The sequence below is a fragment of the Citrobacter sp. TBCS-15 genome, assembly GCF_005280815.1.
Taxonomy (GTDB): Bacteria; Pseudomonadota; Gammaproteobacteria; order Enterobacterales; family Enterobacteriaceae; genus Citrobacter; species Citrobacter werkmanii.
The window spans coordinates 37,231-57,660 of sequence record NZ_SZWK01000139.1; the positions used below are offsets into that span (position 1 = coordinate 37,231).

Sequence of the window (20,430 nt, forward strand, 5' to 3'; positions counted from 1 at the left end):
GACGTCAACACGCAACGGATGGCGAAAAAGTAATAATTTCCCCTTATACAGAAAGGTTAGCAGAGGGGAATTATTTATCTATGATTTCAGAATATTAACCGGCAAATAGCCGAATGGCGGCTTCGCCTTATCCGGCCTACAAATCAAAATGTTACCTGGTCACCAGGCCCGATAAGCGCAGCGACATCAGGCGATCACACCGTTTCCAGTCTTGCGTAAGCCGCCACCAGCCATTTGATCCCCTGCCCCTGGAACGCGACCTGCAAACGACTGTGCTCGCCGCTTCCTTCGAGGTTGACGATGGTGCCCTCGCCGAACTTCGCGTGGCGTACCCGCTGGCCAAGTTTGTAGCCGGTATCGTTTTCCGCCATTGGCGTGCCCATCCGCTGATGGCTCACCGGACGGCTAACCGTGGCGCGCAGACGCACCTCTTCAACGCACGCTTCCGGCAGTTCGCCAATAAAGCGCGACGGACGATGGTAAACCTCTTTGCCGTACAGACGGCGCGTTTCGGCGTAGGTAAGCGTCAGCTTTTGCATCGCGCGGGTCACGCCGACATAGGCCAGGCGACGTTCTTCTTCGAGACGTCCGCCTTCATCCAGCGACATCTGGCTCGGGAACATGCCTTCTTCCATCCCCACGATAAACACCTGCGGAAACTCCAGCCCTTTCGCCGAGTGCAGGGTCATCAGTTGTACCGCGTCCTGCCAGGTATCCGCCTGTCCTTCGCCCGCTTCCAGCGCCGCATGAGACAGGAACGCCTGCAGCGGCATTAAGTCTTCGTCTTCTTCGTTGTAGCTGAACTGGCGCGTTGCCGTCACCAGTTCATCTAAGTTTTCGATACGCGTCTGACCCTTCTCGCCTTTTTCCTGTTCGTACATCATGCGCAGGCCGGAATCTTTAATCACCCGGTCAGTCTGCACGTGCAGCGGCATATCGGCAGTCTCTTGTGCCAGCGCGTCAATCAATTCCATAAAGCGCTGTAAGGCGCTGGCGGCGCGACCGGCCAGGGCTTTTTCCTGCAGCAGTTCACGACAGGCCTGCCACAGCGTTAGCTGGCGGTCACGCGAGGTCTGGCGCACCACATCTAAAGTACGATCGCCAATCCCGCGGGTTGGCGTATTCACCACACGCTCAAACGCGGCGTCGTCATTGCGGTTAGCGATCAGGCGCAGGTAGGAGAGCGCGTCTTTGATTTCCTGGCGTTCGAAGAAGCGCATCCCGCCATAGATACGATACGGCATGCTAGCCTGTAGTAAGGCTTCTTCCAGCACGCGCGACTGGGCGTTGCTGCGATACAGAATGGCGCATTGTTCCAGCGCACCGCCGTTGTCCTGCCAGGTTTTGATGCGATTGACCACAAAGCGCGCTTCATCAAGCTCATTGAACGCGCAATACAGCGAGATCGGCTCGCCGTCGACGCCGTCGGTCCACAGTTTTTTACCCAGGCGCCCGTTGTTATTTTCAATCAGGGCGTTAGCTGCGCTCAGAATATTATTAGTCGAGCGATAGTTCTGCTCCAGACGAATGGTTTCTGCGCCCGGGAAATCGTTGAGGAAGCGCTGAATGTTCTCCACCTGCGCCCCACGCCAGCCGTAGATCGACTGATCATCATCGCCCACGATCATCACCTTGCCGGTGTCGCCCGCCAGCAGGCGGATCCAGGCGTACTGAATGTTGTTGGTATCCTGGAATTCGTCCACCAGGATATTGGTAAAGCGTTCGCGGTAGTGCTGCAGAATGTGCGGCTTGTTGAGCCACAGTTCATGGGCGCGCAGCAGCAGTTCGGCGAAATCCACCAGCCCCGCGCGATCGCACGCTTCCTGATAAGCCTGATAGACCTTCTGCCAGGTCTGTTCGACCGGGTTGCCGTAGCTTTGCAGATGGTGCGGGCGCAGCCCTTCGTCTTTCTGGCTGTTGATAAACCACATAGCCTGACGCGGCGGCCACTGCTTTTCGTCCAGGTTCATCGCCTTGATCAGGCGCTTGAGCAGACGCAGTTGGTCCTCGCTGTCGAGGATCTGGAAGTCCTGCGGCAGGTTGGCATCCATATGGTGCGCACGTAACAGACGGTGCGCCAGACCGTGGAAGGTCCCCACCCACATTCCGCCCTGGCTGGTTCCCATGATCTGACCAATACGGTGGCGCATTTCCGCTGCCGCTTTGTTGGTAAAGGTCACCGCCATAATAGAGTACGGCGAGTTGTTCTCTACCGTCAGTAACCAGGCGATACGGTGCACCAGTACGCGAGTTTTACCACTCCCCGCGCCTGCCAGAACCAGCATGTTGCTGCGTGGCGCGGCCACCGCTTCACGCTGTTTATCATTAAGGCTGTCGAGCAGGTAAGAAACGTCCATTGGCACCGCCGCGTAAAAGTAGGTAAGGCGGAGAAGCGTAGCGCCATCCGCCAAAAAGCTGGGTATATATACAGAGTTCTGCTGGTGATTATATCAGCGAGGTCAGAGATGCCAACTGTGAAATTTCGATATGCGGCAGCAAACGGCTGTCTGCAGTTTGCATCAGGTCGGCATTTTCCGGTTTGATCCAGCAAGCCTGCATACCACAACGAATAGCGCCTGCAACGTCTGTCGTCAGGTCATCGCCCACATGCAGAATCTCGCCCACTGGCATTTTCAGTTTATCCGCCGCCAGCGCGTACATGTCGCTGAACGGTTTTGATCGCCCATCGGGACCGGCGCGCAGCACAAATTCAAAGTAATCGCCCAGACCAAACAGCTCCGGCTGCGCGTTACCGTTGGTGATCGCCACCAGCGGCCATTTGCGGGCCAGCGCCTTCAGTGTGTCATGCGTCGATTGCGGAACATCAATGCGGCTACGCCATTTGGCAAAATTCATCATCGCCGCATTCGCCCCCATCAAGGCTTCTGCCGCTGACAGACCAGCCTCCAGCATAGCGCGCTCTACGGCGCGGTGACGCCATTGGGTAACGTCGTGATAGATTTCCGGCTCGGCGTCGCGAACAGCCTGACGTAAGCGCTGTAGGTCGCTATTTTGCAGCGAATTCAACGCCGGGTGGTAATTCTGTACAAACGCGAGCGCTTCCTGCTCGGTGCGTTTGATAACGGGACGGTTATCGTAAAGGGTGTCATCAAGGTCAAAGGTGAGCGCAGAAATACGCCCCAAAGGCCGGTAAAAACGCATTATTTCCCCCGTTTGGCGCGCGGATGCGCCGCATCGTACACTGAAGCCAGGTGTTGAAAATCAAGATGGGTATAGATTTGGGTGGTCGAAAGATTGGCATGCCCCAATAACTCCTGCACCCCGCGCAGATCGCCGCTAGACTCCAGCATATGCGTCGCAAAAGAGTGGCGCAATTTGTGGGGATGGACGTGGCTGTTCAGCCCCTGTTTGATACCCCATTCCGCAAAGCGTTTCTGCACGTTACGCGCAGAGATGCGCTTGCCCAGTTTTGACAGGAACAACGCATCGTCATCCCCGCCAAATAAGCCGCGCAGATCCAGCCAGTGCTCAATCCACGCCACCGCATTGCGGCCAATCGGCAGACGACGTTCTTTACTACCCTTGCCCATCACCCACACTTCGCCGGTGTCGAGATCGAGATGTTTAATATCCAGCCCAACCAGTTCAGATAAACGCAGCCCCGCGCCGTACATCACTTCCAGCATCGCCCGGTCGCGCACGGCAAGGGGATCGTTGAGATCGATATCCAGCAGACGATTAACGTCATCAACGTCGATATTTTTAGGTAAGTGACGTGGCGCTTTCGGCGCGGAAACGCTTTTTGCCGGATTGGCTTTCAGTTCGCCCTGATTAACCAGCCAGTCGAAGAAACTGCGCAACGCGGAGAGGCGCAGCGCCAGACTCGCCGGCCCCAGCCCTTTACGACGGCTGCGCACGGCAAAACTGCGTACCATTGCAGCATCACATTGTTGCCAGCTTTGCAGACCGGTTTCTCCGGCTAACGCAATGATGGCATCAAGCTGACGCTGATAATTAAGCAATGTGATCGGGCTAAGCTGGCGCTCAACGCCCAGATAGCGCAAAAAGCGCGCCACATCCTGAGAAAGGGGGGAATCGGTCATACGCGTTCAATCCAGCGCTCCAGCAGCTCCGGCAACATCAGCGAGATTTCCTGCAATAGCTGCGTACCCTGTCCCTGCTGATAATGATTAACGTCACGACTGCTGAATAACATCACGCCCAAGGAACCATCTTGCCCCAGCATCGACATCGCCACCGAACCTATCGCTTTCGCCTCCGGCATCATGACCAACAGTTCCGGTCCATTGAGTGGGCCAAGATAGTGCTGCGACTGGCCCAGACGCTGAATACGCAACGGTTCAAAGGCCTGGCGGCTTAATGCCAGATGCGTAAATTTTGATGGCGCACCGAGTCGCCACCGGTCCGGAAACAGACGAACCGTCGCGCCGGCCAGCCCTAGTTCACGCGCCCAGCGATGAAATCGCATCAGCATATCGTCAAGACTGCTGGCCGACACCAGGCGGCTTTGCAGATTTAGCAGACGATAGAACAGGCTTTCATTGGCGTTGGCTTGTTCCATCAATAACGCCATGTTCTCTTCAAGCACATTAATATGATTACGTGCCCGCGCCATATGCCATTCAACTAAAGAGATCGTGCCCCGCACCGGGTGTGGGACGCGCATCGCTTCAACTGCCCGGGCATTACGGATAAAAAACTCAGGATTACGTTGCAGGTAATCGACGACCGCTCGATCGTCGAGCTCCATGAGCGTTTCCTGTAGTTCTTCCCCTGGTTGCTTCATAAGTGAATAAATCCGTCGTAGACATGTGCCGCCGGGCCAGTCATATACAGCGGATGACCCGGACCTTTCCAGGCGATATCAAGTCGACCGCCAGGTAACTCCACCCTCACCTCTTCTGCCAGCAGGCCCTGCTGAATACCTACCGCAACAGCGGCGCACGCACCGCTGCCGCAGGCCTGAGTTTCGCCCGCCCCGCGCTCGTAGACGCGCAGCCGGATATGCTCGCGCTTTACCACCTGCATAAAGCCGATGTTGGCACGTTCTGGAAAGCGTTCGTGGTTTTCCAGCACCGGTCCCAGCGTTTCCACAGTGGCCGTATCAACATCATCAACCTGAATTACGCAGTGCGGATTCCCCATTGAAACCACGCCGCACAATACTGTCTGTTCGGCCGCGCGCATAATATAGGTCTTCTCTGCTTTGTTGGCGCGAAACGGAACCTGCGAAGGCTCAAAGTTGGGTTCCCCCATATTCACCCGCACCAGCTCGTCGTCGGTTACGGTTAATACCATACGACCATTCGCGGTACTGACGCGAATATCACGCTTATTGGTCAGCCCTTTCAGGCGAACAAAACGGGCAAAACAACGGGCGCCATTGCCACACTGTGACACTTCACTGCCGTCGGCATTAAAAATACGGTAGTGGAAATCCAGCTCCGGATCATACGGAGGTTCAACCACCAGCAACTGATCAAACCCAACGCCGAGATGCCTGTCGGACAGGCGGCGGATCAGCTCTGGTGAGAAAAAGACATTCTGCGTTACCGCGTCGACGACCATAAAATCGTTGCCAAGGCCATGCATTTTAGAGAATTGCATCATTCACTCCGTTCACGCGGGTACAGAAATGTAAATCTATTCCTGCCGTCAGTAATTCACCTGAGAAGGGCCGTCGCTAATCCCACGATCGTTTTTCTCGGGCGTGGTGGATTGCGATTGCGGCTGAACGCTCTTGGTCGGAGGCGGCGCGGTTTTATCTGCTGGCGGGAAATAGAGCGGGCCTTTTAGCCCACAGCCCGTCAGGCTGAACAGAGTTAAAATGACAGCGAGTGGCTTTAACACGTTTTTCATTATGGATTGCCTGTAAAGTTCATGCTTTCTGTTTTCTATCATCGCAGGAGAAGGCGTAAAAGCAAGAGTTAGCCTGTAATCTGCAACGCGTTTTGTTTCAGGTTATACTGCCCTCATCACGAAAAACAGGATAAGAAAATGAACGACAGTGAATTTCATCGCCTTGCTGACACCCTGTGGATGACCATTGAGGAGCGTCTGGACGACTGGGATGGCGACAGCGATATCGATTGTGAGATCAATGGCGGCGTGCTGACCATCAGCTTCGAAAACGGCAGCAAAATCATTATTAACCGTCAGGAGCCGCTGCACCAGGTGTGGCTGGCGACCAAACAGGGCGGCTACCACTTTGACCTGAAAGGCGACGAGTGGATCTGCGACCGTAGCGGCGAAACGTTCTGGGATTTGCTGGAGCAAGCGGCAACGCAGCAGTCGGGAGAAAAGGTGAGCTTCCGTTGATTTATTTGCCGGATGAGCTGTGCTTATCCGGCCTACTGTAGGCCCGGTAAGGCGTAGCCGCCACCGGGCGAAAAGCCTCAGGAGAAATACTGCTGCAACATCGGCGTGTCGTTATCCTGATTAGCTGGCGGGACTGGGTTGAGCGGCTGGGTACGGAACGGAATCACCTGCGCACGTCCGTCGGTTTTCACAATCTGATAGAACTGCGGCAGGTTAAAGTTGATGAAGCTGGAGCCGTAGGTGAAGCGATCGTGCGACGATGAATAGAAGCGGCTGACATCACGTACCAGCTCTTCTTTGCTTCCCTCGCAGTGGTGATACACCTCCGCACGGTTACTCTCATCCAGTATATAAATATTAAAGCCCTGCTCATCGCCCGTTTCTTCGAAAAAGAACTGAATGATCCCTTCACTGGCAAAGCCGTCCACCACAGAAGGGAGTTTCACATGGTTCGTTTCAACCTGGACGGAAAGGCCGTGCAGTTTGTTGTGTGAAATCGCACCGTAGAATTCGATGGCGTTTTCCAGTTTCTGTACCGATACGTTCAGACGCTCGAAGAACAGTCCCCACGTCTGACCAGACACGCGCAGCGCTTTGAAGCGCCCGGTTTCCTGGCGGGTGCTGGAAAGGCGCAGCTCGATACACTCAGAGACCAGTTGCTGCACGCGGGTACGGATTAATCCACGCAGATGCTGGCTATAGCAGAACACTTCGACGCTATCCGGCGGCGCGGCATCCTGGTGCATTTTGCCCAGAATTGTTTTTAACGCTTCAATCATTGCCTGCTCGCCGTTGAAGTGCAGCGTACGGACTTCATTCCACGAGTTGCGATACAGCAGGTCGACGCTTCCTACCAGGCAATTTTGCTCTTCGCCAAAGCTGAAGACGTCCAGCTTGCGGAAATCAAAATGCACCACCTGATTACGGAATGCGGCCGTTGGGTCATATTCAAGGTTAACGATAATCGCCAGATGGCGAATTTCACACGGGCTGTAGAGCGCTTTCGGCGTGGGTGCCGGCAGGCGCAGCGGGAAGTGGTGCGATACATCGGCGACCATCTCCTGCAACTTCGGCAAATCGACAATGCCGTTGCCTTTAATAAACAAATGCGTACGCGATGTCAGCAGACCGTTGAACCAGGCCCACGCCACCAGCTTATTGAGATAGCGGTTATATTCCAGCGGCTGATGGCTGATGATCGAATCCATATTCGGCGCACGGTTGTAGAGATACCAACCCGAACGGTTGGCGCGGCCCGGCGGCACATGGATAAAGGTCAGGTTCGGTTCTGAGAGGTCCGGAGATATTTGCGGGTTCACCAGCGTTACCTTGCCCGGCAACGCTTCAAACGCGGCATACAGCTTACGGGTCAGCACACCGATATCCTGCGGACTGGCGCTAACGCTGAGGTTATTGCGCCGCGCAAAGCGGATCAGATTACGATAGCTCTGCATCATCGCATCAAGCAGTTCGTTATGCGCTTCACGTACCTGATCAATCTTCCAGTTAGCGCGGTTATCCAGCATTGTCAGACGAGCTTCGTCCCAGCCCCATTCCTGCACTAACTGACTTAATACTTCACGACGCCAGCCCACGCAGGCGCGCTCGCGGCTCAGTTTCTCACATACTTTTAAGTAGAAACATCGACGCACTAAATCCAGACGCGTCGGGTCTTCGATCGCCGTAAGATATTCGGTAACGCGCTCCAGCATCATGCAGTAGGGATCGAGACCAAAAGAGACGATCTCGCCATCGTGCAGGCGCTGTTTAATGTCTTTCGCCAACAGGCGAGGATTGGGATATTCCCAGGAATAGGCTTCCAGCAGCAGCGTCTTTAGCACTGCTTTGTACGGGGAATCGATACTTTTGTACAGCTGCCAGAGGCTGGCGCCAAAGTACTCTTCGGCGGAGAGCGAACTGAGTCCGCCGAGATCCAGCCATTCGTTTGGCGTTAACACCCCCTGTGCGTAGAGCTTCATGACGTAATCGTCGTAATGCTCTTCTTCGTCGCCCGGCACCATATTCCACAGAATACGTTTGCCCGCGAGGCGCACAGCGGTGCGATAGAATTCATCAAGCAACAGGATATGCTGCGTCGAGCCACAGTCTTCACCACCGAGACTTCCGCTTTCATTGTGACGGAAACGGTTTTCATCAATCAGGAAGAAACTGACTTCCACGCCCAGCGAAGCGGCCCAGCTTTCGAGCAGGCTACATTTACGCTGCAACAGCTGGCGCTCTTCGCTATCCAGCCAGGATTGGTGGCAGACCCAGATATCAAGGTCGGAAGAACAGCTTTGCCCTACCGAAGAGGTACTGCCCATTGAGTAAACACCAGTGATCGGCAGTTCGCCCTTGGGAGGTTCCTGCGGTGACATGCCGCGGTACAGTTCCAGTTCGTTGAGGTAGTGGCGTTGGGTTTCATCAGGCGTGTAAAAGCATATGCCTTTGGGAACGTTACCATCGAGGTAACCCGGCATCAGAGGGTGGTGGTAGTGCAATAATGTCGGCAGCAGACTGTATACCTGCTGGAAAGCAGGCCCCATGGCAGCAAGCGCGCGATCCACACGCAGTTGATTTATGGCATCCAGTCTCTGTTTCAGAGTCTCAATATAGAGGTACAAGACGTATCGCCTGATGTTGCTATCCGTCATGTTGTCGATTACTGCGGCGCAAGCGCTCACAATTAATCGTCATCAATTCGGATAAACCGTATGTCAAAAATAACCGTTACCTGTTTTTCGCCCGTATTTTTTTGTGCGGTACAGCCGAAAAAATGGTCTAAAACGTGATCAATTTAACACCTTGCTCATTGACCGTAAAGAAAGATGCGCTACATACAAGTGTAGCACCGTTCGTTACGTGTAAATTCCTTCATACGGTCGGAAGGTTTCTCGTCATTATTCACTGCCACTGATGATGCAGCAGCTTTTCCTCTCACTTACGTTTGAGCGTAACGCTGACATCCCTTTGATAAGGATGTTAGGATGGTCAATGATTGATAATGACGGTAACAAGCATGTTAGACAATGTTTTGAGAATTGCCACACGCCAAAGCCCCCTTGCGCTATGGCAGGCACATTATGTCAAAGACGCTTTAATGGCAAATCACCCCGGTCTGATCGTGGAACTGGTTCCTATGGTAACCCGTGGCGATGTGATCCTTGATACCCCGCTGGCGAAGGTCGGAGGGAAAGGGTTGTTTGTTAAAGAGCTGGAAGTCGCGCTGCTGGAAAAACGCGCCGATATCGCCGTGCATTCCATGAAGGATGTGCCGGTTGAATTCCCTGACGGTCTTGGACTGGTCACCATTTGCGAGCGAGAGGATCCGCGTGATGCTTTCGTCTCAAATAAGTACAACACGTTGGATGACCTTCGCGCGGGTAGTATTGTCGGGACATCCAGTTTGCGTCGCCAGTGCCAGTTGGCAAAGCGTCGCCCGGATCTCGTCATCCGTTCGCTGCGCGGTAACGTTGGTACGCGCCTCGGCAAACTCGATAACGGCGATTATGACGCCATTATCCTGGCGGTGGCCGGGTTAAAACGTTTAGGGCTTGAGTCGCGAGTCCGTACCGCACTGCCGCCGGAAGTCTCCTTGCCCGCAGTCGGGCAAGGCGCTGTTGGCATAGAGTGCCGACTGGACGATATGCGCACTCAGGCGCTGTTAGCGCCGCTCAATCATGAAGAGACCGCACTACGCGTAACAGCCGAACGCGCCATGAACACCCGCCTCGAAGGGGGATGTCAGGTACCTATCGGCAGCTATGCCGAACTCATCAACGGTGAGATTTGGCTACGCGCGCTGGTCGGCGCGCCTGACGGATCGCAGATGGTATGCGGAGAACGTCGCGGCGCCCCGCAGGATGCAGAAAAGATGGGCATCTCTCTGGCAGAAGAGCTACTGGAAAACGGTGCGCGCGCCATTCTGGCTGAAGTTTATAACGGAGAAGCACCCGCATGAGTATTCTGGTCACCCGCCCGTCTCCCGCAGGGGAAGAGTTAGTGAGCCGTCTGCGCACACTGGGGCAGGTGGCCTGGAGTTTTCCGCTCATCGAGTTTTCCCCGGGTCGGGAACTGGCAACACTCGCCTCCCGACTGTCGGCGTTGACGGATAACGATCTGGTTTTTGCCCTCTCGCAGCACGCTGTCACCTTTGCCGATGCCGAACTTCAGCAACAAGGGAAAAGCTGGCCTTCCCTTCCGCATTATTTTGCCATTGGCCGCACAACGGCGCTGGCGCTGCATACTGTTAGCGGCTGCAATATTCACTATCCTCTGGATCGGGAAATCAGCGAAGTCTTGCTACAATTACCTGAATTACAAAATATTGCGGGAAAACGCGCGCTTATTTTACGCGGCAACGGCGGTCGGGAACTGATAGGTGAAACCCTGACGGCGCGCGGAGCCGATGTTGATTTTTGTGAATGTTATCAACGCAGTGCAAAAAATTACGATGGTGCGGAAGAAGCAATGCGCTGGCAATCTCGCGGCGTGACCACGGTGGTGGTCACCAGCGGAGAGATGTTACAACAGCTCTGGTCGCTCATTCCGCAGTGGTATCGTGAGCACTGGTTACTACGCTGTCGGCTGCTGGTCGTCAGTGAGCGTCTGGCGCACCTCGCCCGGGAACTGGGCTGGCAAGATATTAAGGTCGCTGATAACGCCGACAACGATGCGCTACTACGCGCATTACAATAACTCTCATAATGGGATGCCATAATGACGGAACAAGAAAAATCCTCCGCCGTGGTTGAAGAGACCAGGGAGGCCGTGGAAACCACAGCACAGCCAGTCAATACTGAAAAAAAGGCTAACAACAGCACGGCGCTGATTCTGAGCGCGGTGGCGATTGCTATTGCGCTGGCAGCAGGTGTGGGGCTGTATGGCTGGGGGAAACAGCAGGCAACAACGCAGACGGCAACCAGCGATGCGCTGGCGAACCAGCTGACGGCGCTGCAAAAAGCGCAAGAAAACCAAAAAGCTGAGCTGGAAGGCATTATTAAACAGCAGGCAACGCAGCTTGATGAAGCCACTCGCCAGCAGGCCGCACTGGTCAAACAGCTTGATGAAGTTCAGCAAAAAGTCGCCACTATTTCCGGCAGCGATGCCGGGACATGGCTGCTGGCGCAGGCTGATTTTCTGGTAAAACTGGCCGGTCGTAAATTATGGAGCGATCAGGACGTTACCACCGCAGCGGCGTTGCTGAAAAGCGCCGACGCCAGTCTGGCTGATATGAACGACCCGAGCTTAATTTCCGCCCGTCGTGCGATTACTGACGATATCGCGAGCCTCTCGGCGGTAACTCAGGTCGACTATGACGGCATTATCCTGAAAGTGAATCAGCTCGCTAACCAGATAGATAACCTGCGTCTGGCCGACAACGACACCGACGATTCACCGATGGACTCCGACAGCAGCGAGCTGTCCAGCTCAATTAGTGAATGGCGCGTCAACTTGCAAAAAAGCTGGCAGAATTTTATGGACAGCTTTATCACTGTTCGCCGTCGAGATGAAACCGCCGTCCCGCTGCTGGCGCCGAACCAGGACGTTTACTTACGTGAGAACATTCGTTCTCGCCTGTTAGTAGCCGCCCAGGCCGTACCGCGTCATCAGGAAGAGACATACCGCCAGGCGCTGGAAAATGTCTCCACCTGGGTACGCGCCTACTACGACACCGACGATGCAACCACCAAAGCCTTCCTGGAAGAGGTAGACCAGCTGAGCCAACAAAGCATCAGTATGGATGTGCCAGAAACGCTGCAGAGCCAGGCTATTCTCGACAAATTAATGCAGACCCGTGTTCGTAATTTACTGGCGCAGCCTGTCACAGCGCCGGTTGCCGCCGCTCCTGCTCCTTCGGCAGACAATCCGGCAACCGCGCCGCAAGGAGAATAATGATGCTAAAAGTATTATTGCTCTTTGTTCTGTTGATCGCCGGGATCGTCGTTGGTCCAATGATTGCCGGTCATCAGGGCTACGTGCTGATCCAAACCGATAATTACAACATTGAAACCAGCGTGACGGGCCTGGTGATCATCCTGATCGTCGCGATGGTCGTTCTGTTTGCGATTGAATGGTTGCTGCGCCGAATTTTCCGCACAGGTGCGCATACCCGCGGATGGTTTGTCGGCCGTAAGCGTCGCCGCGCCCGCAAACAGACCGAACAAGCGCTGCTCAAGCTGGCAGAAGGCGATTATCAGCAGGTTGAAAAGCTGATGTCGAAAAACGCCGATCATGCTGAACAACCGGTAGTGAATTACCTGCTGGCGGCAGAAGCGGCCCAGCAACGTGGCGATGAAGCGCGCGCGAATCAACACCTTGAGCGTGCCGCTGAACTGGCCGGGAATGATACGATCCCGGTAGAAATCGCTCGCGTTCGTCTGCAACTGGCGCGTAATGAAAATCACGCCGCGCGCCACAGCGTAGATAAGCTGCTGGAGGTGACGCCGCGTCATCCGGAAGTGCTGCGTCTGGCTGAGCAAGCCTACATTCGCACCGGCGCATGGAGTTCGTTACTGGATATCATTCCATCTATGGCTAAAGCGCATGTAGGTGATGAAGAGCACCGCGCAATGCTGGAACAACAGGCATGGGTGGGTCTGATGGATCAGGTTCGCGCCGATCAGGGCAGTGAGGGGCTACGTACGTGGTGGAAAAACCAGAACCGTAAAACCCGTCATCAGGTTGCCCTGCAGGTCGCGATGGCTGAACATCTGATTGAGTGCGACGATCACGATACGGCGCAGCAGGTCATCATTGACGGTCTGAAACGTCAGTATGACGACCGTCTGGTGCTGCCGATCCCGCGCCTGAAAACCAACAACCCGGAACAGATAGAAAAAGTGTTGCGCCAGCAGATTAAGGCCGTTGGCGATCGCCCGTTGCTGTGGAGCACGCTGGGGCAATCGTTAATGAAGCATGGCGAATGGCAGGAAGCCACGCTCGCCTTCCGTGCAGCGCTCAAACAGCGCCCGGACGCATACGACTACGCCTGGCTTGCTGACGCGCTGGACAGACTGCATCAGCCGGAAGAGGCCGCCACCATGCGCCGTGATGGTCTGATGTTGACGCTACAGAACAACAATCCCCCGCAGTAATTCCCTCTTGCCCGGTGGCGCTTCGCTTACCGGGCCTACCGTCTACACAAAATCATTCAAGATGCATAAAAAAACGCCCGCTCGGTAAGGAGCAGGCGTTAAACAGGTCTGTATGACAACATAATGGGTGCTTCACTCAACGTTATGTCCATGGTGTTTGATGAGGCCTGAGCGACATCTGTCTGTGGACGATAAGCACCGTAAACGGCTCTGCATCATTCCTGAGTTTATGAGGCCTGATGGCGAACATAAGAGATGGAATGAGCATCTACCCGTATATTATTGCACAACGCATGCCACGATTGCACTGCAAAAACCAGGTATTCGAACTTTTTAAGACTTCAGGTAATGCGCGGGAATAAGGGCTGTGAAGGGAAATCAGAAAACAAAAAACCCCGCCGAAGCGGGGTTCAAAATTGGTCGGCGAGAGAGGATTCGAACCTCCGACCCACTGGTCCCAAACCAGTTGCGCTACCAAGCTGCGCTACTCGCCGTTTTACTGCTTTTTGAATTTTTAGTTCAATTCTTTAAGTCGTGGTGCGAGGGGGGGGACTCGAACCCCCACATCCTAAGGACACTAACACCTGAAGCTAGCGCGTCTACCAATTCCGCCACCTTCGCATTTCACAACTTTAAATTAATGGGGTGGCTAATGGGATTCGAACCCACGACAACTGGAATCACAATCCAGGGCTCTACCAACTGAGCTATAGCCACCACTGCAAATCTTTTACGCGGTATTAAAACCACCGCAGCTCCGGCACCTAACTAAATGGTGCGCCCGACAGGATTCGAACCTGAGACCTCTGCCTCCGGAGGGCAGCGCTCTATCCAGCTGAGCTACGGGCGCTTAGCGCCGTTGCGGGGCTGGATATTACGGAGGTCTCGGTCTTCTGTCTAGTGCTTTTTTAAAATAAATTATCGTTTGGTCATGGTTTGTGCGTTTTGTCGCTTATTCCCGCAATTTATGGGCTGTGCCATGACGATTCAGGCCAAAAACCTTATAAATGAGCGTCACGCCCAGTAAGAAGATAATGCCAACAAACAGCGACATTCGGGTATCTTCATTGAAGTACATGCCGATTAATACGCAAATCAGGAACGCCATCGTCAAATAATTTGCCCACGGGAACAAAATCGAGCGGAAAGGATGACTGGCGATCGCCGCTTTATGCGCCTGACGGAAACGCAGCTGGCTTATCAGGATCACAAACCACGGCACCATCCCCGGCAGCACGCTGGCGCTATAAACATACACGAACACACGCTGCGGGTTGGGAATGATGTAGTTCAGGCACGAACCAATCAGCAGGATCGCGATAGAAATCGCCACACCAGCAACTGGCACGCCATGGCGAGATACTTTTCCAACAACAGCAGGTAGCTGGCGATTCTTTGCCAACGCGTAGAGCATACGCCCACAGCTGTACATGCCGCTGTTACAGCCTGACAGCGCCGCCGTCAGGACCACAAAGTTAATAATCCCTGCCGCGGCGGTAATACCAATCTTGGCAAAAGTGAGCACAAATGGGCTGCCGTTGCTGCCAATCTCGTTCCACGGGAAAATAGTGACGATAACAAAGATCGCGCCGACGTAGAAAATCAGGATACGCCACAGCACCTTCCCCACCGCGCTACGCAGCGTGACCTGGGGGTTCTTCGCCTCACCCGCAGTAATGCCGATCAGCTCCACGCCCTGGTAGGACGCCACAACAATACACAATGCCGTCAGGAAGCCCTTCCAGCCGCCGGCAAAGAAGCCGCCATGCTCGGTCAGGTTGCCAAAGCCAATCGCCTGGCCGCCATTGCCAAAGCCGAAGAAAATCACTCCTAACCCAATGACGATCATCACAATGATGGTGGTCACTTTGATCATGGCAAACCAGAATTCAATTTCACCATACAGGCGAACCGCGGCGAGGTTTGCCAGCGCAACCAGCCCGACAGCAATCAGGGCGGGTATCCATTGCGCCATTTCTGGGAACCAGAACTGTACGTACACCCCGATAGCGGTAATCTCTGATATCCCTACCGCCATCCACATAAACCAGTATGACCAGGCGGTGAGATAGCCAAAGAAGGGACTCATGTAACGGTGCGCGTAAACAGCGAATGAACCGGCAACCGGCTCGAGGAATAACATCTCCCCCATGGAACGCATAATGAAAAAGACGAACAGCCCCGCGACGATATACGCCAGCAGGACCGAAGGCCCCGCCCATTTCAGGGTACTGGCGGCGCCCATAAACAGTCCGACGCCAATAGTGCCTCCAAGGGCAATTAATTCGATGTGACGAGCCTCCAGCCCACGCTGTAGCTCAGGTTTGTTCTCGGCCATAAATCCTCTTGATGTGTTTGCATGCTGTCCGGTATTACCGGTTCTCGTTATGGGTACATCTTGTTATTCCATAACAGGCCATACGGCACCGACCGCTTAACGGTTGGCGCCAAAACACCACGGCACTGTAATGATTGTTGCGAATGGTTTCCTAAAATCGCTTAAATGGCAATTAAAGCATTCAAAAAATGAATGGATTGTGCGAGAAAGCAGCGATTATGTTGTGAAAAAGTAGCGTGATTAGCAGATCACGCTACTTATCAGAGGAGAGAGCGTCAGAGGTTGCCGGTATAGTGCCAGCGGAGATAGCGCAACAAACGAAGTTGACGGGTGATACGGCTCGGCTGTGACAGTAAGCGATACAGCCACTCCAGCCCCAGATTTTGCCAGAGTTTAGGCGCCCGCTTAACGTGACCGGTAAAGACATCGTAGGTACCACCCACCCCCATATACAGCGCTTCAGGGTGGATCTTCCGGCAATCACGCATAAAAATTTCTTGTTTCGGCGACCCCATCGCCACCGTCACAATTTGCGCACCGCTGGCGTGGATACGCTCAAACAATTCCTGACGCTGCTCCGGCGTAAAATAACCGTCCTGGCTACCCACAATGTTCACATGCCACTGCGCACGCAATTTGGCTTCGGTTTGCGCCAGAACCTCAGGCTTGCCGCCAATCAGGAAAACCGGCGTTCCCTCCTGCCCGGCTCTCGCCATTAGCGCTTCCCAGAGATCGGCCCCCGCTACGCGTGAAACCTGCGCCTGCGGGAATTTTTTACGCACCGAACGCACCACGCTAATGCCATCCGCATATTTGAACTCAGCGGCGTTAATCAGATCCCGCACTTCAGGGTTATCTTCTGCCGTCAGCATTTTCTCGGCATTGATAGCCACCAGCGTCCCAGGCCTGAGGCGTCCTTCGGCAAACAGGTAATTTAGCGCGTGTTGCATATCGCGCCAGCCAATCAGTTGTAACCCGCGCAGCGAATAGAGTGGCGCAGTTGTGTTATCTGTCATTACGATCCTTCAACCTGTGTCCGGGGCAGCGATTTAATTCGTTTATGGATAAGTCCCGCGCTATCGAATAGCCAGAACAGCAATTTTGCCGCCAGCAGACAAACGCCGAAAATCACGAGGAAAAAGACCACTCGCGAGACAAACGAATCCAGTCCTTCACGTGCCAAAACGATCATATTGAAAATGGCGCCAAAACAGAAACTGTGCAAAATGGCCGCCTTGTAGCGATTGGTTTCGCGGTTACCTAATTCATATAGCCAGTCGAACCATTTAATGATTAACCCGACGACAATCGCACCTAACGGTATAAACAGCGCCCCGCCCATCACCACCAGCGAACCAATTAACGTTGGCGAAATCGCCAGCCCCGAGTGGTTGTTCAACACCTCCCAGGTAAAGTAGTTCGCGGAGTTGAGTACGATACTCGGGCGCCCAGGCCACAGCCAGGAGGGGATAAAGACATAGAAATCACGGACGATCGGCGCCAACCCCTGGAACTCAATATTGTGGTAGTTCTGCAGCAACAGCGCCAGATTTTCCCATGGCGAGAAGGTATCACGAGTCAGGTACAGGAACGTATAGAACGCCTCGTCACCGCTCACGTTCATCCCGTAGCGTTTCAGCGCCAGCCAGAACATACCGACGATGCCCAACACGCCTGCGGCGGCCAGCATCCACAGCGAAATCCAACCGCGAATAATGCCGATAAACAGGAAGATGGCAAACGCGATAATAATATTGGCGCGCGTTCCCCCCACAATCATATAGGTCAACAAGCCAAACGCGACTGTGCTTACCAGGAAGAACAGCCACGCTTTGCTGTCCTGGCGCAGGAAGTAGACCACCAACATTGCCGGAATGAAGAAGTAGAAGAAGCGCTTCAACGCCACTCCAGAGACTTCACTGGAAAAAATCTGGCTGTAGGATTGCAGTCTGAACAGCAGGAACCCATTGTGCATAAAGAAGACGCCCACGCTCACCAACGCAATCGCCATCAGGATAACCCAGGTCAAATGGGCCTCCACGCGATTGATAGTAAATAGCGGCCTGCGCGGCTTATTCTCTACGCGCTTACGTAAGCGCGTTTTATACGTCACGTAGTAAACGGCATAGAAACAGGCGGCTGATAGCAAAGCCTGCAGCAGGATCTCCGGTGGTGCTACCGCCACATCAAAACGGAACACCAGGATGCTGGTCAGCGGGAATCCGAAGAAGAACGTCAGCAAAAACAGCAACGAGAAAAAGACGTTGAAGTTAAAACGCACGCGGCGGAATTCAAACCAGGTCAGCGTGGCGATAAACAAAGTGGAGAGCAGCCAGACCACCAGCAGACCGCTGAATTGCATCAGGCTCATTTGGTTTCTCCTGAAGCAATGCGCAGCGCGTGATGCCACGGCTGCAGATAATTCGGGCTAAAGAAGGTGATCGTATTTTTATCTACCAACGCCAGTTGGCGCTGCGCTTCGCGTACGAGACCTTCATTGAGTTGATCTGTCGTAAACAGAACTGGGATATTTTGCTCTGCCATATCCTGCCAGAAAGGATTTTCACGGTTGAGCACGCACGGGATACCGGCCTGGATTAACAAACACAGGGTGCCGATCCCTTGCTGGCGGGCAAAAATAAAGTAGCCCAGATCGCACTGACGCAGTAGTGCCAGATAGGCATCAAACTCCAGTTTTTCACTCAATATTTGCAAATTATCAGCGCTAAATAGTGCCAGACCCGCCTGACGAACCTCATCGATATAGGTCGTATTATTCGCAGGATACCCCATCGGCACTATCACATTCACCGTATCACCAAACTGCTGGTGAACAGCATGTAACGCGGCAATATGCTCATTGCTGCGATCGCCAGAGTTGCCAACCAACACCGTCATCTTACCGCTGCGCTGACTTTCACTGCTCAGATTATTGAGCGAGGGATCCATCCGCGTTGGGAAATAGAGCAGCTCGCCACGAACGTGCGGATGCTGCCCAGCGAAATAACGTAAATCGCCGAGCGTAGCAAACACGCAGCCCACGCGATTCTGCGCCATGCGACGAATCGGGTAAAACAGGCGGAATTTCAGCCCACTGGAAACTTCATATAAATCCGCGCCCCAGATGTGCCAGTAAAACTGCTCCGGTTTAATTCCCCCGCTCAGCAGCGCCAGCCACAGGCTGGTGTTGAACTGACCATGAAAGAAGAAGCGCTGCTGGCGATTCGCTTTCGCCTTCGCAATAACCGCCTGGGCCAGCGCCTTTTTCCCGTCGTAGAAACTCAGCGATAACGCCGGGCAGCTCTCACTGAATCCAGCATCCTGGCCTGCAACCATAAACGTGCGCGCGTGCTCGCTCGTCGCAGCCAGCGAATCGTTAAAAAACCGCAGCACGGTTTGGTTATGGTGAGGGATATCCGATCCCAGAACGTGAATCAGTACAGTCATGCCCGCCTACGCCAGAGTAAAAACACGCCACAACAAAGAGAAAAATAGACGATGTATGTTGCCATATACGCCTGCGCTGCTCCCAGAGCACCGTGTGCCGGGATCAGCCAGTGGGCAAACGCCGTCAATAACATGAACTGGCTAATTTCAGCCAAAATATAAAACCGCAACGACGCTTTCGCGATCACCAGATAACCAAAAACGTAAGCGCCAACTTTCAGTACATCGCCGACCAGTTGCCAGGCAAACAGGTCGCGCATAGCGGTGAATTTTGCGGAAAAGAGCAGCCAGATCGCAAAATCACGCAATAGCCAGACGGTAAAGCTCGCGGCGGCAACCGCCGGCAGTACAAACTTCAACGACTTAATAATCTCGCGGGTAATGTCACGCTTTTCGGTCAGCCGCGACAACGTCGGCAGCAAGTAAACGCTGAATGAGGCGGTAATAAATTGCAGATAGGCATCGGAGATACTGCTGACTCCCTGCCAGATCCCCACATCATCCCAACTGTACTGCGCCGCCAGCAGGTTTCGCATCATCACGTATGCCACAGGCAGCGTCACAGAGGTAATCAGCGCCATCAGCGTAAACTTGCTTAGCTGCCCGGCCAGACCATGGTCCCACGAGGGCTTCAGGTAATGCAGCGGAATAGTTCCACGCTTAAGCAGCATAATGATGGCAGGGATAACGACCAGCGCAGGCACCAGGGCCAGACCCAGCAAGGCGCCTTCATAGCCCCCCAGGCGATAGCAGCCATAGTAAGCTACTACGCCCACCAGGCTACCCACAATCAGCGACAGCGCGTTGCCTGCCGCATCGCGGAAGCCTTTCATCAGCGCCAGCAGCAGGTTAGCCCAGGCGATGCCCATCTGCACCAGCGCAACCAGTCGAACCAGCCCCTGATAATGCGTATGGCCAAACAACCCCTGACTGATCGGCGCGGCCGCCAGCAGAAAAACCGCCGCCATCAGCGTAGAAAATCCCATTACCATTGCGGAAGATGTACCGACCACCTTACGGAGCCGGGCCGGATCGTCATGGTGCTGCGCAACGTATTTCGTGACGCCGTTGAAAATGCCGGCCCCCGCCAATACGCCCAGCACAGTGACCATTTGGCGAAAATTACCCGCCTGACCCACACCTGCCGGGCCAAAGGAGACGGCCAATAACTTCACTACCAGCAAACCCGCACCAATTTTTACCAGCGTACTGGCCGCCGTCCATAAGGACGCTTTAGCAAGCGACATA

Annotated in this window: 17 protein-coding genes and 4 tRNA genes; 5 read left to right on the forward strand and 16 right to left on the reverse strand. The window is 54.2% G+C overall.

The window, feature by feature from the left end:
* Window positions 1-194: 194 nt before the first annotated feature.
* The 6 genes from uvrD to FDW96_RS12135 form a co-directional block, all read right to left on the reverse strand.
* A complete protein-coding gene (uvrD, locus tag FDW96_RS12110; RefSeq protein WP_038634502.1) occupies window positions 195-2,357 on the reverse strand; it encodes a DNA helicase II in 2,163 nt (720 codons plus the stop codon).
* A gap of 88 nt (window positions 2,358-2,445) precedes the next feature.
* Window positions 2,446-3,162, reverse strand: a complete 717-nt coding sequence (gene yigB / locus FDW96_RS12115; RefSeq protein WP_042314011.1) for a 5-amino-6-(5-phospho-D-ribitylamino)uracil phosphatase YigB — start codon at window positions 3,160-3,162, stop codon at window positions 2,446-2,448.
* Entirely contained in the window at window positions 3,162-4,064 is a 903-nt protein-coding gene (gene xerC, locus FDW96_RS12120) for a tyrosine recombinase XerC (protein WP_006686068.1), read from the reverse strand. The genes yigB and xerC overlap by 1 nt, the downstream gene beginning before the upstream one ends.
* Window positions 4,061-4,768 carry a DUF484 domain-containing protein gene (locus tag FDW96_RS12125; RefSeq protein ID WP_038634510.1) on the reverse strand — a complete coding sequence of 236 codons (708 nt, stop codon included), beginning with the start codon at window positions 4,766-4,768 and terminating at the stop codon, window positions 4,061-4,063. Before FDW96_RS12125 ends, xerC begins: the two co-directional genes overlap by 4 nt.
* Window positions 4,765-5,589: a diaminopimelate epimerase gene (gene dapF, locus FDW96_RS12130; protein ID WP_042314013.1), complete on the reverse strand. Its 825-nt coding sequence runs from the start codon at window positions 5,587-5,589 to the stop codon at window positions 4,765-4,767. Before dapF ends, FDW96_RS12125 begins: the two co-directional genes overlap by 4 nt.
* Window positions 5,590-5,637: 48 nt before the next feature.
* On the reverse strand, window positions 5,638-5,841 hold the full coding sequence (locus FDW96_RS12135) for a lipoprotein (protein ID WP_032940199.1): 204 nt from the start codon (window positions 5,839-5,841) through the stop codon (window positions 5,638-5,640).
* 138 nt (window positions 5,842-5,979) lie between these two features.
* On the opposite strand from FDW96_RS12135, the gene cyaY reads away from it, so the two are divergent.
* Window positions 5,980-6,300 carry an iron donor protein CyaY gene (cyaY, locus tag FDW96_RS12140; RefSeq protein ID WP_061381051.1) on the forward strand — a complete coding sequence of 107 codons (321 nt, stop codon included), beginning with the start codon at window positions 5,980-5,982 and terminating at the stop codon, window positions 6,298-6,300.
* Window positions 6,301-6,377: 77 nt separating this feature from the next.
* Here cyaY and cyaA read toward each other — a convergent pair whose 3' ends face one another.
* Window positions 6,378-8,924, reverse strand: coding sequence for a class I adenylate cyclase (gene cyaA / locus FDW96_RS12145; protein ID WP_079225747.1), 2,547 nt, complete (start codon window positions 8,922-8,924; stop codon window positions 6,378-6,380).
* A 395-nt stretch (window positions 8,925-9,319) separates the two neighbouring features.
* Between cyaA and hemC the strand changes: the two genes are divergently transcribed.
* From hemC to hemY, 4 genes are read left to right on the forward strand one after another with little or no spacing between them, the layout of a single operon-like run.
* Window positions 9,320-10,261: a hydroxymethylbilane synthase gene (hemC, locus tag FDW96_RS12150; protein WP_137365753.1), complete on the forward strand. Its 942-nt coding sequence runs from the start codon at window positions 9,320-9,322 to the stop codon at window positions 10,259-10,261.
* Window positions 10,258-10,998, forward strand: coding sequence for a uroporphyrinogen-III synthase (hemD, locus tag FDW96_RS12155; protein ID WP_042314019.1), 741 nt, complete (start codon window positions 10,258-10,260; stop codon window positions 10,996-10,998). Before hemC ends, hemD begins: the two co-directional genes overlap by 4 nt.
* Window positions 10,999-11,019: 21 nt before the next feature.
* Window positions 11,020-12,195 (forward strand): uroporphyrinogen-III C-methyltransferase, encoded by a 1,176-nt coding sequence (gene hemX, locus FDW96_RS12160; protein WP_042314020.1) that lies wholly within the window; start codon window positions 11,020-11,022, stop codon window positions 12,193-12,195.
* A 2-nt stretch (window positions 12,196-12,197) separates the two neighbouring features.
* Window positions 12,198-13,397: a protoheme IX biogenesis protein HemY gene (hemY, locus tag FDW96_RS12165; RefSeq protein ID WP_038634530.1), complete on the forward strand. Its 1,200-nt coding sequence runs from the start codon at window positions 12,198-12,200 to the stop codon at window positions 13,395-13,397.
* Between the two features lie 417 nt (window positions 13,398-13,814).
* Here hemY and FDW96_RS12170 read toward each other — a convergent pair.
* The 9 genes from FDW96_RS12170 to wzxE all read right to left on the reverse strand — a co-directional run bounded on the left by FDW96_RS12170 (window position 13,815) and on the right by wzxE (window position 20,429).
* Window positions 13,815-13,891, reverse strand: a tRNA-Pro gene (locus tag FDW96_RS12170).
* Window positions 13,892-13,932: 41 nt separating this feature from the next.
* Window positions 13,933-14,018: transfer RNA gene (locus FDW96_RS12175), tRNA-Leu, on the reverse strand.
* Between the two features lie 20 nt (window positions 14,019-14,038).
* Window positions 14,039-14,114, reverse strand: a tRNA-His gene (locus FDW96_RS12180).
* A 56-nt stretch (window positions 14,115-14,170) separates the two neighbouring features.
* Window positions 14,171-14,247 (reverse strand) — tRNA-Arg (locus FDW96_RS12185).
* 102 nt (window positions 14,248-14,349) lie between these two features.
* Window positions 14,350-15,735, reverse strand: coding sequence for an amino acid permease (locus FDW96_RS12190; RefSeq protein ID WP_061381052.1), 1,386 nt, complete (start codon window positions 15,733-15,735; stop codon window positions 14,350-14,352).
* Between the two features lie 275 nt (window positions 15,736-16,010).
* Entirely contained in the window at window positions 16,011-16,751 is a 741-nt protein-coding gene (gene wecG, locus FDW96_RS12195; protein ID WP_042314029.1) for a lipopolysaccharide N-acetylmannosaminouronosyltransferase, read from the reverse strand.
* Window positions 16,751-18,106 (reverse strand): ECA oligosaccharide polymerase, encoded by a 1,356-nt coding sequence (wzyE, locus tag FDW96_RS12200; RefSeq protein ID WP_061381053.1) that lies wholly within the window; start codon window positions 18,104-18,106, stop codon window positions 16,751-16,753. The genes wecG and wzyE overlap by 1 nt, the downstream gene beginning before the upstream one ends.
* Window positions 18,103-19,182: a TDP-N-acetylfucosamine:lipid II N-acetylfucosaminyltransferase gene (locus FDW96_RS12205; protein ID WP_137365754.1), complete on the reverse strand. Its 1,080-nt coding sequence runs from the start codon at window positions 19,180-19,182 to the stop codon at window positions 18,103-18,105. Before FDW96_RS12205 ends, wzyE begins: the two co-directional genes overlap by 4 nt.
* Window positions 19,179-20,429 (reverse strand): lipid III flippase WzxE, encoded by a 1,251-nt coding sequence (gene wzxE / locus FDW96_RS12210; RefSeq protein ID WP_042314038.1) that lies wholly within the window; start codon window positions 20,427-20,429, stop codon window positions 19,179-19,181. Before wzxE ends, FDW96_RS12205 begins: the two co-directional genes overlap by 4 nt.
* Between the last annotated feature and the right edge of the window lies 1 nt (window position 20,430).

What these genes read in the sequence shown, in the direction of transcription:
- uvrD (WP_038634502.1), bottom strand. Translation starts at nt 2,357, where the DNA reads ATGGACGTTTCTTACCTGCTCGACAGCCTTAATGATAAACAGCGTGAA.
- yigB (WP_042314011.1), bottom strand. Translation starts at nt 3,162, where the DNA reads ATGCGTTTTTACCGGCCTTTGGGGCGTATTTCTGCGCTCACCTTTGAC.
- xerC (WP_006686068.1), bottom strand. Translation starts at nt 4,064, where the DNA reads ATGACCGATTCCCCCCTTTCTCAGGATGTGGCGCGCTTTTTGCGCTAT.
- FDW96_RS12125 (WP_038634510.1), bottom strand. Translation starts at nt 4,768, where the DNA reads ATGAAGCAACCAGGGGAAGAACTACAGGAAACGCTCATGGAGCTCGAC.
- dapF (WP_042314013.1), bottom strand. Translation starts at nt 5,589, where the DNA reads ATGCAATTCTCTAAAATGCATGGCCTTGGCAACGATTTTATGGTCGTC.
- FDW96_RS12135 (WP_032940199.1), bottom strand. Translation starts at nt 5,841, where the DNA reads ATGAAAAACGTGTTAAAGCCACTCGCTGTCATTTTAACTCTGTTCAGC.
- cyaY (WP_061381051.1), top strand. Translation starts at nt 5,980, where the DNA reads ATGAACGACAGTGAATTTCATCGCCTTGCTGACACCCTGTGGATGACC.
- hemC (WP_137365753.1), top strand. Translation starts at nt 9,320, where the DNA reads ATGTTAGACAATGTTTTGAGAATTGCCACACGCCAAAGCCCCCTTGCG.
- hemD (WP_042314019.1), top strand. Translation starts at nt 10,258, where the DNA reads ATGAGTATTCTGGTCACCCGCCCGTCTCCCGCAGGGGAAGAGTTAGTG.
- hemX (WP_042314020.1), top strand. Translation starts at nt 11,020, where the DNA reads ATGACGGAACAAGAAAAATCCTCCGCCGTGGTTGAAGAGACCAGGGAG.
- hemY (WP_038634530.1), top strand. Translation starts at nt 12,198, where the DNA reads ATGCTAAAAGTATTATTGCTCTTTGTTCTGTTGATCGCCGGGATCGTC.
- FDW96_RS12190 (WP_061381052.1), bottom strand. Translation starts at nt 15,735, where the DNA reads ATGGCCGAGAACAAACCTGAGCTACAGCGTGGGCTGGAGGCTCGTCAC.
- wecG (WP_042314029.1), bottom strand. Translation starts at nt 16,751, where the DNA reads ATGACAGATAACACAACTGCGCCACTCTATTCGCTGCGCGGGTTACAA.
- wzyE (WP_061381053.1), bottom strand. Translation starts at nt 18,106, where the DNA reads ATGAGCCTGATGCAATTCAGCGGTCTGCTGGTGGTCTGGCTGCTCTCC.
- FDW96_RS12205 (WP_137365754.1), bottom strand. Translation starts at nt 19,182, where the DNA reads ATGACTGTACTGATTCACGTTCTGGGATCGGATATCCCTCACCATAAC.
- wzxE (WP_042314038.1), bottom strand. Translation starts at nt 20,429, where the DNA reads ATGTCGCTTGCTAAAGCGTCCTTATGGACGGCGGCCAGTACGCTGGTA.